16 protein-coding genes are annotated in these 14,132 nt (G+C 70.5%); 11 read left to right on the forward strand and 5 right to left on the reverse strand.

Features of this window, described 5'->3' with window-relative positions; translation table 11 throughout:
- Positions 1-3 precede the first annotated feature (3 nt).
- Genes Q5696_RS08605 through Q5696_RS08615 form a run of 3 tightly spaced genes read right to left on the reverse strand, consistent with a single transcriptional unit; the run spans position 4 to position 1,909 of the window.
- Complete coding sequence (locus tag Q5696_RS08605; protein WP_305094759.1) at positions 4-609, reverse strand: energy-coupling factor transporter transmembrane component T family protein; 606 nt, start codon at positions 607-609, stop codon at positions 4-6.
- Positions 606-1,286: an energy-coupling factor ABC transporter ATP-binding protein gene (locus tag Q5696_RS08610; protein ID WP_305094760.1), complete on the reverse strand. Its 681-nt coding sequence runs from the start codon at positions 1,284-1,286 to the stop codon at positions 606-608. The genes Q5696_RS08605 and Q5696_RS08610 overlap by 4 nt, the downstream gene beginning before the upstream one ends.
- 11 nt (positions 1,287-1,297) lie before the next feature.
- Positions 1,298-1,909: a biotin transporter BioY gene (locus tag Q5696_RS08615; protein ID WP_305094761.1), complete on the reverse strand. Its 612-nt coding sequence runs from the start codon at positions 1,907-1,909 to the stop codon at positions 1,298-1,300.
- 245 nt (positions 1,910-2,154) lie between these two features.
- On the opposite strand from Q5696_RS08615, the gene Q5696_RS08620 reads away from it, so the two are divergent.
- Positions 2,155-2,331, forward strand: a complete 177-nt coding sequence (locus Q5696_RS08620; RefSeq protein WP_305094762.1) for a hypothetical protein — start codon at positions 2,155-2,157, stop codon at positions 2,329-2,331.
- A 51-nt stretch (positions 2,332-2,382) separates the two neighbouring features.
- A complete protein-coding gene (locus Q5696_RS08625; RefSeq protein WP_305094763.1) occupies positions 2,383-3,096 on the forward strand; it encodes a PIG-L deacetylase family protein in 714 nt (237 codons plus the stop codon).
- A 15-nt stretch (positions 3,097-3,111) separates the two neighbouring features.
- Here Q5696_RS08625 and Q5696_RS08630 read toward each other — a convergent pair whose 3' ends face one another.
- Both Q5696_RS08630 and Q5696_RS08635 read right to left on the reverse strand, forming a co-directional pair.
- Positions 3,112-3,999, reverse strand: a complete 888-nt coding sequence (locus tag Q5696_RS08630; protein ID WP_305095194.1) for a diacylglycerol kinase — start codon at positions 3,997-3,999, stop codon at positions 3,112-3,114.
- Positions 3,999-5,627 carry an FAD-binding oxidoreductase gene (locus Q5696_RS08635; protein ID WP_305094764.1) on the reverse strand — a complete coding sequence of 543 codons (1,629 nt, stop codon included), beginning with the start codon at positions 5,625-5,627 and terminating at the stop codon, positions 3,999-4,001. The genes Q5696_RS08630 and Q5696_RS08635 overlap by 1 nt, the downstream gene beginning before the upstream one ends.
- A gap of 20 nt (positions 5,628-5,647) precedes the next feature.
- On the opposite strand from Q5696_RS08635, the gene Q5696_RS08640 reads away from it, so the two are divergent.
- The 9 genes from Q5696_RS08640 to Q5696_RS08680 all read left to right on the forward strand — a co-directional run bounded on the left by Q5696_RS08640 (position 5,648) and on the right by Q5696_RS08680 (position 14,132).
- Entirely contained in the window at positions 5,648-6,259 is a 612-nt protein-coding gene (locus tag Q5696_RS08640; protein WP_305094765.1) for a TetR/AcrR family transcriptional regulator, read from the forward strand.
- Between the two features lie 31 nt (positions 6,260-6,290).
- Positions 6,291-7,799 (forward strand): glycerol-3-phosphate dehydrogenase/oxidase, encoded by a 1,509-nt coding sequence (locus tag Q5696_RS08645; RefSeq protein ID WP_305094766.1) that lies wholly within the window; start codon positions 6,291-6,293, stop codon positions 7,797-7,799.
- Positions 7,800-7,891: 92 nt separating this feature from the next.
- The gene (locus Q5696_RS08650; protein ID WP_305094767.1) at positions 7,892-8,875 is read left to right on the forward strand and encodes an LLM class F420-dependent oxidoreductase; all 984 of its coding nucleotides are present in this window, start codon (positions 7,892-7,894) and stop codon (positions 8,873-8,875) included.
- Positions 8,876-8,995: 120 nt separating this feature from the next.
- Complete coding sequence (locus tag Q5696_RS08655; RefSeq protein WP_305094768.1) at positions 8,996-10,144, forward strand: glycosyltransferase; 1,149 nt, start codon at positions 8,996-8,998, stop codon at positions 10,142-10,144.
- A gap of 21 nt (positions 10,145-10,165) precedes the next feature.
- Positions 10,166-10,360 carry a DUF3046 domain-containing protein gene (locus Q5696_RS08660; RefSeq protein ID WP_305094769.1) on the forward strand — a complete coding sequence of 65 codons (195 nt, stop codon included), beginning with the start codon at positions 10,166-10,168 and terminating at the stop codon, positions 10,358-10,360.
- A gap of 11 nt (positions 10,361-10,371) precedes the next feature.
- On the forward strand, positions 10,372-11,220 hold the full coding sequence (locus Q5696_RS08665) for an arylamine N-acetyltransferase family protein (protein ID WP_305094770.1): 849 nt from the start codon (positions 10,372-10,374) through the stop codon (positions 11,218-11,220).
- 135 nt (positions 11,221-11,355) lie between these two features.
- Positions 11,356-12,393, forward strand: a complete 1,038-nt coding sequence (recA, locus tag Q5696_RS08670; RefSeq protein ID WP_305094771.1) for a recombinase RecA — start codon at positions 11,356-11,358, stop codon at positions 12,391-12,393.
- Positions 12,394-12,459: 66 nt separating this feature from the next.
- Positions 12,460-13,107 carry a recombination regulator RecX gene (recX, locus tag Q5696_RS08675; protein WP_305094772.1) on the forward strand — a complete coding sequence of 216 codons (648 nt, stop codon included), beginning with the start codon at positions 12,460-12,462 and terminating at the stop codon, positions 13,105-13,107.
- 56 nt (positions 13,108-13,163) lie between these two features.
- Complete coding sequence (locus Q5696_RS08680; protein ID WP_305095195.1) at positions 13,164-14,132, forward strand: SMI1/KNR4 family protein; 969 nt, start codon at positions 13,164-13,166, stop codon at positions 14,130-14,132.

A 14,132-nucleotide genomic window follows, 5' to 3' on the forward strand; every position in this document is an offset into this window, starting at 1 on the left:
AGGTCAGTCGTCGACGCCGCGGGCAGCGAGGGCGTCGCCCATGGCTTCCGCGGTCATCAGTGCCGACACCACGACGGGGACGGCGAACGCGCGCAGCGAGAAGCCCAGGCCGCGGGCCTTGCGGGCGTCGGACACCTGCGCGACGATCCCGGTCAGCAGGGGAATGCAGCGCAGGGTCATCGCCAGGACCAGCCCGGCACGGTCCGGGTTCACCCCGATCCGGCGCAGGGGTTGCAGGGCCCGGCTGATGGTGTCGAGCATGTCGGAAACGCGGGTGGTGAGGGTGACGAGGGCGGCGAGCGCGACCGCGACCACGATCGTGCCGCACACGACGGCGGCCCGTGCCCATCCGGTGAACACCACCTGGAAGGCGCCGATGAACAGCAGCAGCCACAGCAGGGGGCGCAGTTGCGCGAACGCCACCCGGGCCGGGATGCGGGAGAGTGCGTAGAGGCCGGTGACCACTGCGAGGACGGGCAGCAGCTGCCACGGGTGGCGCACCAGGATCGTCACCGCCGCGATCGCCACGATCATCGTGACCAGTTTCGGTCCGGGGGGCAGCCGGTGCAGCAGCGATCGTCCCGGTGTGTACAGGCCGAGTGTCGTCACCCGATCAGGTCCCGGTAGAACGCGATGGACTCGCGGGGCGGCCCGTCGGCGGCGACGGTTCCGGAGTCGATCACGACGACCCGGTCGAAGTCGTCGAGCAGATCCAGGTGGTGGGTGACGACGACGAGTTGCTGGCGCAGCCCGGCGAGGGTGCGGCGCATCAGTCGGGCGTTGCGCAGGTCGAGCAGTGTGGTGGGTTCGTCGGCGACGATGACGTCCGGTTCGGTGACCATGACCGCGGCGAGGGCCAGCAGTTGCTTCTGGCCTCCCGACAGCAGGTGGGTGGGGTGGTCGGCGTGCCCGGACAGGCCGAAGTCGGCGAGCACCCCGGCGACCCGGTCGGCGCGTTCGGCCTTGCTCAGGCCGCTGCGGCGCAGCGAGAACGCGATGTCCTCCGACACGGTCGGCATGACGATCTGGTGGTCGGGGTCGGTGAACACGAAGCCGACGGTGCGGCGCACCTGGCGGCCCTTGCGGGCGGTGTCGAGACCGTCGACGGTGACGGTGCCGGACGTGGGGGTGACCAGACCGTTGATCATCCGGGACAGGGTGGATTTCCCGCTGCCGTTCGCGCCGATGATGCCGATGCGCTGTTCGGTGAGGGTGAGGTCGATTCCGGTGAGCACGCTGCGCTCACCGTAGGCGTGGCGGACGGCGTCGAATCGGATCTCGCTCATGAGGGGAGCGGTCAGGCGGCGTCGGCGGCCGCGGCGGCCGGGATCCGCCGGGACGCGGCGAGCGCGGGGTAGGCGCGATGCACCTGGGCGGCGACGACGGCGGCGACGACGGCCTTGGCGGCGTCGCCGGGCAGGAACGTGACGTTGGCGGCGAACGCGGCGGTGAGGGTCATGTCGGTGCGCAGCAGCATGCCGGCGATCCCGAATGCGTAGAGGACGGCGACGCCGCCGAGCAGGTTGATCGCGACACCGGCGAACACGTTGTACTTCGGCAGCATCCGGTAGCTGAGCCAGCCGATGACCGCGACGGCGGGCAGCCAGCCGACGAGGAATCCGGCGGTGGGGCTGGACAGGGACACGAGCGTGGTGCGGCCGCCGGCGAGGACGGGCAGGGCGAGGCCGAGGACGATGACGGTGAGGACCGACAGGGTGCCCTTGCGGGGGCCGAGGAGGGCTCCGGCGAGCATGACGCCGAGGCTCTGCAGTGTGATGGGGACGGCGGAGCCGCCGATGGCGATCGTGCCGGGCAGGCCCAGGGCGACGATGAGGGCGGCGAAGACGGCGATCTGCGCGAGATCACGGGCGGTGTTGCGGGGGGTGCCCGGCTGGGATGTCGGCGACACGGCTATCGACTGCTCCTCGGGTGTTCACGAACGGGACCGATCCGGTCCAACCTCGCGAGCTTATGCCAGGGAGTGGCCCGCAGCGGAAGGCCAGCCCCACCGGATGGCCGGTCGAGGTCCTCAGGGTGAACCCCCATCTTTCCCTGATCTTGCCGCTGAGCTGGTGCTTTCCTGGTTCTCGCGTGCCACGATCGAGGGGTCGCCGCCGGTAGGATCGGCGACGAGAACTAATCAGGAGGATTGTCGTGTTCTGGAAGATTGTCGGTGTCGTGGCGCTGGTGTGGATCGCGTTCGCGCTGATCGGGGCACTCGTGAAGGGCCTGTTCTGGATTCTCGCGGTCAGTGCGGTCGTCTTCGGTCTCTACATGCTGTTCAAGGCGATGTCGGGGAGCAACAGCAGCGCCGACCGTTCCAGGTTCTGACGGGGTCGGTAAGCACTGCGCCCGGCGGCCGGCCGGGGCATGATGACGATCATGGAGCCGATTCCCGAGGACTGGCAGCGCGGGCTGGTGATCGTCGCGCATCCCGACGACATCGAGTACGGGGCCGCAGCGGCCGTGGCGCACTGGACCGAGCAGGGCAAGGACGTGCGGTATGCGCTGGTGACCAGCGGCGAGGCGGGGATCGCCGGACTGCATCCGCGCGAGTGCGCAGCACTGCGGGAGGCGGAGCAGCGCCGCTCGGCCGTGGTGGTCGGGGTGACGCAGGTCGAGTTTCTCGGCTACCCGGACGGCCGGATCGAATACGGTCCGCAGCTACGGATGGATCTGGCCCGCGTCATCCGCCGGCACCGCCCGGAGATGGTGGTGACGATGAACCACCGCGAGACGTGGGGGCCGGGCTTCCTCAACAGCGCCGACCATCGAGCGGTCGGGTCGGCGGCCCTCGACGCCGTCGCCGACGCCGCGAACGAGTGGATCTTCCCGGAGCTCACCGAACCGCCGTGGACGGGGGTGCGGTGGGCTGCGGTCAACGCGATGGTCGGGATCACGCACGCCGTCGACGTCACCGCGACCGTGGAACGGGCCGTGCAGTCGCTGTGCGAACACCGCGCCTACCTCGAGGCGCTGAGCCCCGATTCGGTCCGGGAACAGGCGGTCCGTCAGGTCGAGATGGCGACCGGGCCGAAGCCGGGATTCGACGCCGAACGGGCCGTCGGCTTCGAGCTGTACGTGTTCGGCGGTTGAGTCCGGTCGCGCCGGTCAGGTCACCGGCGCCCCGACGACGACCCGTCCGGCTCCCGGTACGGCCTCGACGTCGATCGGCAACTGTCCGACGAACTCGCCGTCGGCGTACGAGGTGACGGGACTGCCGGTCTCGAGCCGCAGGGTGCGGGTCCGGAAGGTCTGCACCTCGTCGAGGTGGATGTGGGTGCCCTTGTAGACGGTGGGGAACAGGCGCACCAGTTTCAGCCGGTTGCCTGCGGCGACGATGGTGACGTCGAGGAGCCCGTCGTCGAGTTTCGCGTTCGGGGTGATGAGCATGCCGCCGCCGTACGAGGTGCCGTTGCCGACCGACACCATGGTGGCGTCGAGGTCGATCGTGCGGTCGTCGAGAACGAGCCGGTAGGGGATCGGTTTCAGCTGGGCCAGTTCGACGAGCATCGCGAGGTTGTAGCGCATCGGCCCGCGCGGCCACCGCATCCGGTTGGCGCGGTCGGTGACGAGGGCGTCGAATCCGCTGGACAGGACGGTGCCGAACCACTGGTCTCCGGCGCGGGCCAGGTCGACGGTCGCGATCTGCCCGTCGGCGACGATGTCGGCGGCGGCGACCGGATCGTCGACGGGAATGCCGAACAGGCGGGCGTGGTCGTTGCCGGTGCCGCCGGGCACGATCCCGAGCGGGGTACCGGTCTGGGTCAACGCCTGCCACGCGATGTGGACGAGTCCGTCACCGCCGGCGGCGACGAGGACGTCGGTACCGGCGGTGACGGCCCGCCGGGCGAGAGCGAGGGCGTCGTCGGCGTCGACGCCGGCGATCTCGGTGACCGTGACGCCGCGCTCCCGTAACCGTGCCACCGCCGCGGCGGCCGCGGCCGGTGCGTGTCCGCTGCCGGCGGCCGGGTTGGTGAGGACGGTGACCGAGCGGATCATGGGATCAGCTTGCCGGGGTTGAGGATTCCGGCGGGGTCGAGTTCGTTCTTCACGGCGCGCAGCACCCGGCTGCCGAGGTCGCCGATCTCGGCGCCCATCCACGGCCGGTGGTCGCGTCCGACGGCGTGATGGTGGGTGATGGTGCCGCCCGCCGCCACGATCGCGTCACCCGCAGCCTTCTTCGCCGTCGCCCACTGGGTGAGCGGGTCGGCGGCCTGCGCGCACACGACGGTGAAGTACAGCGACGCCCCCGTCCGGTAGGTGTGCGAGATGTGGCACATCACCAGCGCCGGGGTGCCCTGCTCGCCCAAGGACTCCGTGAGCGCTGCCGTGACCGCGGCGCGCAGGTTCGCCAGGTTGGACCAGCGGGTCGCGGTTTCGAGGGTCTCGGCGATCGCGCCCGCGTTCAGCAGTGCGTCCCGCAGGTAGGGGGCGTCGAAGCGGCCGTGCTCCCACTGGCGGGCCGGTTCCTCACCGAGGGACGTGCCACCGGCCGCGGCGAGGATCGCGTTCACCTCCGCGGAACGGGCCTCGACGTGGGCGTCGGTGCCCTCGAACGTCGTGATCGCGAGACAACCGGCGGTGGGGCTGTCGCCGCCGATGTCACCGGCCAGCGCCAGGTTGATGCCGGTCTCGGCCTCGTCGGACAGCCGCATCACGGTGGGCGCCGACCCGGACTGGACGACGGCGCGCAGGGCGTCGGCGCCGGTCGCGAAGTCGGGGAACGACCACGCCCGGTAGCCGGTGCGCTCCGGAACCGGATGCACCCGCACCGTCACCTCGGTGACGATGCCGAGCGTGCCCTCCGAACCCACGAACAGCTCCCGCAGGTCCGGGCCCGCCGCCGACGCCGGACCACGGCCCAGGTCGAGGCTGCCGGACGGGGTCGCGACCCGCAGCGACTCGACCATGTCGTCGAAGCGCCCGTAGCCGGCCGAGGCCTGACCCGACGAGCGGGTCGCCGCGAATCCGCCGATCGTGGCGAACTGGAAACTCTGCGGGAAGTGTCCGAGGGAGAACCCGTGGGCGCCGAGGAGCTGCTCGGCCTGCGGGCCGGTCACCCCGGCCTGCAGCGTCGCGACACCCGACACCGCGTCGACGTCGACGAGCGCGTTCAGGCGACGCAGATCGAGGGACACGACGGCACCGAATCGGCCGCGTTCCGGGTCCACCCCGCCGACGACGGACGTGCCGCCACCGAACGGGACGACCGCGATCTGCTCTGCGGCGCAGAACCGCAGCAGCGCCAGCACCTCGTCGTGGCTGCCGGGCAGCAGCACCGCGTCGGGGGCGTCCTGCGCGTCGGGGGCCTTGCGGCGCAGCAGGTCCGGGGTGCTCTTGCCGCCGGCGTGGCGCAACCGGATCGCGTCGTCGGTGCGGACGTGGTCGCTGCCGAGCAGTCCGGTGAGGGCGTCGGCGAGAGCAGGTGCGAGAGCGCTCGGACGCAGTACGGTGTCGGTCTCGGACGGCGGCGGCGACTGCTCGGCCGACACCCCGAGTGCTTGCTGCAGCAGCGTGGTGACCTGCTCGGACAGGGTGCGCCGGGACTCGGCGACACCCCAGGCGTCCCACTCCATTGTGGGGGCGGCGGTGGTGGGGAACTCGGGGACGAAGGCATCCGACATGCATTACAGTGTTACATGAAATGTCTAGTTGTAACGAAGTTTCCGACTCACCGGTGTCGTCCGGGCCCGTCACGTCGTCGGTCGACGACCTGATCCTCGACGCGGCCCGGACGTGCATCCTCGACTTCGGTCTGCGGCGCACGACACTCGCCGAGATCGCCCGCCGCGCCGGGGTCAGCCGGCCGACCGTCTACCGGCGCTGGCCCGACACCCGTGCCGTCGTCGCCGATCTGCTCACCCGGGAGATCGCAACGGTCGTGCCGCAGATGGGTGGCGACGATCCGGTCCGCACCCGCCTGGTCCGCGGTGTCGTCGAAGTGGCCGCCGGAGTGCGGGAGCATCCGCTGTTCGCGAAGATCCTGCGGTCCGATCCGGATCTGCTCATGACGTACATCGTCGAACGCATCGGCACCAGCCAGCGCGCGATCGTCGCCCTGCTGTCCCAGACCGTCGCCGCCGGACAGCAGGACGGGTCGATCCGCGCCGGGGAACCCGCCCACCTGGCGGCGATGGTGCTGCTCATCGCGCAGTCGGCCGTCCAGTCCGCCGGAATGATCGCCGACGTGCTGCCCGCCGACCCCCTCACCACCGAACTCGCTCTCGCCGTCGACGCGTATCTCGCGCCGCGCTGAGCTGCGCCGGATCGAACCAGGAGGACCTCTCGTGCCGGACCATTCGCTCTCCGCGCTGAACGCCGACCGACGCAGCCGTGAACTGGCGGACCTCGGGGACCGCGGCGACGTCGACGTCCTCGTGATCGGCGGCGGCATCACCGGCGTCGGTACCGCCCTCGACGCCGCGTCGCGAGGCCTGCGGACCGTCCTCGTCGACAAGCACGACCTGGCGTTCGGCACCAGCCGGTGGAGTTCCAAACTCGCACACGGCGGCCTGCGCTACCTGGCGTCCGGCAACGTCGGGATCGCGCGGGAGAGCGCCGTCGAACGCGGCATCCTCATGACCCGCACCGCACCGCACCTGGTGCGGGCGCTGCCGCAGCTGGTGCCGCTGCTGCCGTCGGTGGGAACGTTCGAGAAGGCACTGGTCCGAACCGGTTTCCTGGCCGGCGACGCGCTGCGGGCCACGGCGCGGACCCCGTCGTCGGTGCTGCCGCGGTCCCGCCGGATCGATGCCGCGCACGCGATCCGGCTCGCCCCGACCGTCCGCCGCGACGGTCTGCGCGGCGGCCTGCTCGCGTACGACGGTCAGCTCGTCGACGACGCCCGCCTGGTGGTGGCCCTCGCGCGCACCGCCGCGTCGTACGGCGCGTCGATCCTCACCCGCGTCGGCGCGTACGACGTGACCGGTGACGCGGTGCGGTTGCGCGACGAACTCACCGGCGAGGAGACGACGATCCGGCCCCGCGCCGTGGTGAACGCGGCCGGAGTGTGGGCCGGCCACGTCGACCCGGACATCCGTCTCAAGCCGAGCCGCGGCACCCATCTGGTGCTGCCGGCTGCGCTGCTCGGGAATCCGACGGCCGCACTGACGGTGCCGATCCCGGGGGAGACGAACCGGTTCGTGTTCGCGCTGCCCGCGCAGCTCGGACGCGTCTACCTGGGGCTCACCGACGAGGCCGTCGACGGGCCGCTCCCGGACGTGCCGACCCCGTCGGAGTCGGAGATCGCGTTCCTCCTCGACACCGTGAACACCGCGTTGGCCACGCCGATCGGACGCACCGACATTCTCGGTGCGTTCGCCGGGCTGCGCCCACTGCTCGATTCGGGGGACGGCGCGACCGCCGACCTGTCCCGCAACCATGCGGTGCTGCGCTCGTCGACCGGGGTGATCAGTGTCGTCGGCGGCAAGCTCACCACCTACCGGAAGATGGCGCAGGACGCCGTGGACGCCGCAGTCGCCGCGTCCGGGTTGCCTGCCGGCCCGTGTGTGACTCGTGCGCTGCCTGCGGTCGGCGCCGATGCGGTGGTACCGCGGAACCTGCCGGCGTCCCTCGTCGCCCGCTACGGCAGCGAGGCGGAACTCGTTGCGGCAGCAGGGGACCCGACGCCGATCGCCGACGGTATCGACGTCACCCACGCCGAACTCGCGTTCGCCGTCAGCCACGAGGGCGCCCTCGACGTCGACGACCTCCTCGACCGCCGCACCCGCATCGGCCTCGTCGCCGACGACCGGGACCGCGCCGTGGCGGCAGCGGAGCGAGCGCTGGGCGGCTGACCGGCGCCGCGGGCGGTTACTGCACGGAACGTCGAGAAGGATTCGCAGCAACCGCCCGCGTCCGGCGGTCGGCGCGAGTACCGTTGACGGACATGAGTATTCGCCTGGGATACCAGATGCCGAACTTCAGCTATCAGACACCGGTCCGTGACCTGTTCCCCACCGTGGTCCGCCAGGCCCGGGAGGCCGAGGCCGCCGGATTCGACGCCGTGTTCGTGATGGACCACTTCTATCAACTGCCCGGGATCGGGGAGCCGGACGAGCCGATGCTCGAGGCGTACACGGCGCTCGCCGGGATCGCGGCGGCCACCGAGTCCGTCCAGTTGTCGGCGCTCGTCACCGGCAACACGTACCGCAATCCGACGCTCCTCGCCAAGACGGTGTCGACGCTCGATGTGGTCAGCGGCGGGCGGGCGGTCCTGGGCATCGGGGCCGGCTGGTTCGAACTCGAACACCGGCAGCTCGGTTTCGAGTTCGGGACGTTCACCGACCGGTTCGAGCGACTCGACGAGGCCCTGCAGATCATCGCCCCCATGCTCCGCGGGGAGCGCCCCACGTTCGACGGCACGTGGTACCGCACGGAGACCGCGATCAACGAACCCCGTATCCGGGACGATCTGCCGATCCTGCTCGGCGGTGGCGGCGAGAAGAAGACGTTCGGCCTCGCCGCCCGGTACGCGAACCACCTCAACATCATCGCGAACGCCGCCGAGCTGCCCCGCAAGCTCGACGCCCTGGCACGGCGGTGCGAGGAGGCCGGCCGCGACCGGTCGACACTCGAGACGAGTTTCCTCGCGTTCGTGATGATCGACGAGGACGGCGACAAGGCCCGCGAGATGCAGCGCACCTTCCTGCTTTCGCGCGGCGTCGACCTGGAAGCACTGTCCGAGGAGGAGCGGGCCGCCGCCACCGACCGGCAGTTCGTCGGCAATCCCGACGAGGTGGCCGAACAGGTGCAGGCCCGGGTACTCGACGTCGGCGTCGACGGAATCATCGTCAACCTCGTCACCAACGGGCACCAGCCGGGAATCGTCGAACTCGCCGGCCGCACCCTGGGGCCGCTCGTGCGCGGGTGATCCGCCGTGGGCGGTTGCTGCACCGACCGTCGAGAAGGAATCGCAGCAACAGCCCGCGTTGCAGGTGTCCCGCACGACCACTCGCGCGGGTGACACTGTGACGTGTGGCACGCTGGGCGGATGCGCGTAGCCGTTGTCGCCGGGCCCGAGGCCGGGCATGCCGTTCCCGCTCTGGCGTTGTGCCGGAAACTTGTTGCGGCGGGTGACGATCCGGTGTTCTTCTCGGCGGGACGCTGGCTGGACGTCGCCCGGGATCAGGGGATCGAGGCTCGCAAGCTCGGGGGGCTCGCGCCGCGGGAGTTCGACGACGACGCCGATTCGGGCGCGAAACTGCACGCCCGGGCGGCGCACGTGTCGACGGCCCTGCTGCCGGACATGCGTGCGGTGGCGCCGGATCTGGTGGTGTCCGACGTCATCACGGTCGGCGGCGGCATGGCGGCGGAGCGGCTCGGGATCCCGTGGGTGGAGTTGTCCCCGCACCCGCTGTACCTGCCGTCGAAGGGGCTGCCGCCCATCGGGTCCGGGCTCGCTGCCGGGACCGGTGTGCGGGGTCGGGTCCGGGACGCGATCCTGCGGGCGATGACGGCGCCGGCGTTGCGGAAGGGGACGACCCAGCGCGGTGAGGCCCGCGCGAGCGTCGGCCTGCCGTTCGACGATCCGGGTCCGGCGGCACGGATGATCGCGACGCTGCCGGCGCTCGAGGTGCCGCGCCCGGACTGGCCGTCCGACGCGCACCTCGTCGGCCCGCTCGTATGGGAACCCGCCGACAACGTTCTCGAACCGCCGCCCGGTGACGGACCGCTGCTCGTGCTCGCGCCGTCCACTGCGTCCACCGGCGCCGACGGCATGCTCGACACCGCGATCCGCGCCCTCGACGGGCTGGGGGTGCGACTGCTGGTGACGCTGTTCGAGACGCCCGACATCGACCTGCCCGACTGGGTGCGGGCCGGGTTCGGCCGCCAGGACGCGATGCTGTCCGGGGCGTCCGCACTGATCTGCGGTGCCGGGCACGGCGTCCTCGCCAAGGGGCTGCTCGCCGGGGTGCCGCTCGTGACCGTCCCTGGTGGCGGCGACCAGTGGGAGGTCGCCAACCGGGTGGCCAGGCAGGGCAGCGGTGTCCTGCTCCGGCCGCTCACCGTCGACGCCCTCAGGGACGGGGTGCGACGGGTGTTGGACGATCCGGCGTTCACGGCCGCCGCCCGCCGTGCCGCCGCGGGGGCCGCCGACGTCGCGGACCCGGTCACGATCTGCCACGCCGCCGCGACCTGACCGCTCCGCTACCGTGGCAGTGTGCGATTGACCGAATTCCACGAGCTCGTCCGCGACGAGTTCGGACACCTCCGCGGTGACGCCCTCCTCGTCGATCATGTCGTCGGCAGCCTCGACGGCCGGACCGCGGCCGGTGCCATCGAGGACGGCGTCGACCCGCGTGTGGTGTGGCGGGCGTTGTGCGAGGAGTTCGACGTCCCGGCCCAACGGCGCTAGGAGCGCGGCCGATGCCCGACGAACCCCTGATCGGCGCGTCCTGGCGGACCGACCTGTTCGACGTTCCCGCCTACCTCGATGCGGTCGGTGTCGCATCCGGCGAACCCACCCTCGACCTGCTCGGGGATCTGCACGTCGCGCACGTACGCACGTTCCCGTTCGCGAACGTCGACGTCCTGCTCGGCACCCATCCCGGGGTGACGCCGGACGCGGTCCAGGATCAGCTCGTGCGGCGCCGCCGCGGCGGCTACTGCTTCGAACACGCCCAGATCTTCGCCGCAGCCCTCGAACATCTCGGGTTCACGATCCGCCGCAATCTCGGCCGCGTCCACGAACTCACCAATACCCGCACCCACATGACCGTCACAGTGGAGATCGACGGCCGGCGGTGGCTGTGCGATCCGGGTTTCGGGTTCAGCATCACCGGACCGATCGCGCTCGAGCACGGCGCCGTGCACGTCGACGGCGACCGCGAGTTCGTCCTGGAGGAGACGACGGACGACGCCACCACGGTGTGGGCATTGACCCGTGGCGGGAAGGCCGAACACTACGTCGATACGGCGCCTGTGCATCCGTCGGACGTGCGGACCGGGCACTTCGTCACGTCCCGGGAACCGCACTCGCCGTTTCGGCAGCACCTCATGGTGATGCGGCACCTGCCGCACGCGCACGTCACGGTCACCGAGGGCGCCCGGACGGTGCGGGCACCGGGATGCGAGACCGAGCACGTGACGTTGTCCGTCGCCGAGGCGGTCGACGCCGTGCAGGAACTGGGCGTCGAACTCGGGCCGGGGGAGGACGCGGTTCTCGCGAAGGTGCTGGCCGGGTTGCGGGACCGCGCGAGCCGCCGAAACGATTGACTCGAAAATCTGTTCGATTAAGCTGGTGGGTGCCGGCCGGCGTCCGGGTCGGCGAACTTGTCGGTACCGGGCTCTACCCTGAACCACAGATCGCTGGACGAGACTTCGACCGAGACTTCAACTAAGGGGACCACGATGGCACCACAGGCACACGACCGCGACAAGGCGCTCGAGCTCGCTCTTGCCCAGATCGACAAGAGCTTCGGCAAGGGTTCGGTGATGCGTCTCGGTGAGGAGGCCCGCCAGCCCATCGCCGTGATTCCCACCGGCTCCATCGCCCTGGACGTCGCCCTGGGCATCGGCGGCCTGCCCCGGGGCCGCGTCGTCGAGATCTACGGCCCGGAATCCTCGGGTAAGACGACCGTTGCACTGCATGCGGTCGCCAACGCGCAGGCCAACGGGGGTGTCGCGGCGTTCATCGACGCCGAGCACGCCCTCGATCCGGAATATGCCCGCAAGCTCGGTGTCGACACCGACGCCCTGCTGGTGTCGCAGCCGGACACCGGTGAGCAGGCGCTCGAGATCGCGGACATGCTGATCCGTTCCGGCGCGCTCGACATCATCGTCGTCGACTCGGTGGCCGCACTCGTGCCGCGCGCCGAGATCGAGGGCGAGATGGGCGACAGCCACGTCGGCCTGCAGGCCCGGCTGATGAGCCAGGCCCTGCGCAAGATGACCGGTGCGCTCAACAACTCGGGCACCACCGCGATCTTCATCAACCAGCTGCGCGAGAAGATCGGCGTCATGTTCGGCTCGCCGGAGACCACGACCGGTGGTAAGGCGCTCAAGTTCTACTCGTCGGTGCGCCTCGACGTGCGCCGTATCGAGACCCTCAAGGACGGCTCCGACGCGGTCGGCAACCGCACCCGCGTCAAGGTCGTCAAGAACAAGGTGTCGCCGCCGTTCAAGCAGGCCGAGTTCGACATCCTGTACGGCCAGGGCATCTCCAAGGAGGGCTCGCTGATCGACATGGGTGTCGAGCACGGGTTCATCCGCAAGTCCGGCTCCTGGTACACGTACGAGGGCGACCAGCTGGGCCAGGGCAAGGAGAACGCCCGCAAGTTCCTTCTCGAGAACACCGACATCCGTGACGAGATCGAGAAGAAGATCAAGGAGAAGCTCGGTATCGGCGCGGTCCTCACCGACGAGGCCCCCGAGCAGGCCGACTTCTAGGTCCGACCACGCACGCGGCCGGCCCGGCACCCGTCCCGGGGCCGGGCCGGACGCGCAGGCACAGTCATGAACCACGACGACAACGATCGCGACGACAACGATCATTACGACCGGTACGGCAGCGACGACGTCACCACCGGCCGGCGTCGCTCCACTCCCCGGCGCCGGGACAGCTCGGGCCGTCCACTCGGGGAGGACGGGCAGCCGTTCGAGCTGAAGGGCTCCCCGGAAACCCTCGCCGCCCGGGCGAAGGACGTGTGCCTGCGCCTGCTCACCGACCGGGCCCGCAGCCGCGCCGAACTCGAGCAGAAACTCGTACAGAAGGGCTACCCGCAGGCGGTGATCGACACCGTCCTGGGCCGGCTCACCGAGGTCGGGCTCGTCGACGACACCGCGTTCGCGGAGCAGTGGGTGCATTCGCGGCACACCTATTCGGGGCGCGGCCGCCGCGCCCTGGCCACCGAGTTGCGGCGCAAGGGCATCGACGACGCCACCTCGCAGGAGGCGCTGTCGGCGATCAGCACCGACGACGAACGCGAGCGTGCCGCCGAGTTGGTGCGCCGCAAACTGGTTCGCACCACTGCCGACGACATCGCCGACCGCAACGATCGGGAACGGTTGATGCGCCGCCTCGTCGGTATGCTCGCCCGCCGCGGCTATCCGGCTGGCATGTCGTTCGCCGTCGTCAAGGACGAACTCGGGAACCTCGGCTGAGCCTCGGGCAAGAATAATGCTGCGGCACAAGCACATACGACCATGATGGGGGAGTGATGGTGTACTGGGCGGTCGCCCGAACCGAGGCAGGTTCGGGCGAGATCCGAGTCGAGGACGGCTACCTCGACGGGGACGATGCCGCGGTGGCACGGATCGTCGAGGTAGGACGTCGGGTCAGTGCCGAATCGGGCACCGCCTCGGTGTGGGTGCACCTGGGGTCCGTGACCGCGCATGTCCCCGCGTTCGGTGCACCCGATGTCGACGACGCGGCACTCGCGACAGAGGTGTGCGGGGCCCTCGCAGATGCGGAGCGGAATCAGCGTGCGGTCTCCAACGCGGCGGCAGCAGCCCGAATGACCGATCCGCGTCCGATCCACCCCACACCGTCGGGATCGGTGCGCGAGCAGTGGGCACGCATCACCGGCTGGGCACAGGAACACTTGGCGGGCGCCGAGTTCCGTGGAGCCGACCCCGACCGCATCGTGGAGGCGGCGGCCGCTACGGGACAGACGTGGCCCGATGAGCTGGTCGCGTTGTTCTCACTCGCGAACGGCGAGCCCGAAGGACGCCGGATCAGAGTGATTCCCGGATACGAACTGTTCACCCTCGACCGGGTGGTCGAAGACAGGGAACGGTCCATTCGGATCTGGGACGAAACCGCTCGCGCGTACGGCTTCGAACTCAGGGACCCACCGGGTGCGGCCGGTTTCGAAGCCGGAACCTATATCCCCGCCTTCGTGCCGTTCGCGGGCCGGGACTCGAACTACCTGTGTGTCGACACCCGGCCCGGTCCCCTGCACGGCACAGTCTTCGAGTTCGACGAGACCGGCGCTGACTCGGCAGGCCCGGCCTGGCAATCGATCAGTGCTCTGCTCGCCGACATCGCCGACGCACTGACCTCGGGCAGGATGTTCGTCGACGGCCAACGGCCGAGCGTCCAGGACGGTACCGATCTGGAATGGGACTGGACCGACCGAGCATCGGACGTCGAGTTCGCAGTCCGGAACGCAACTCTCGGCACCTGA

Source organism: Prescottella sp. R16, assembly GCF_030656875.1.
In the GTDB taxonomy this organism is placed as follows: domain Bacteria; phylum Actinomycetota; class Actinomycetes; order Mycobacteriales; family Mycobacteriaceae; genus Prescottella.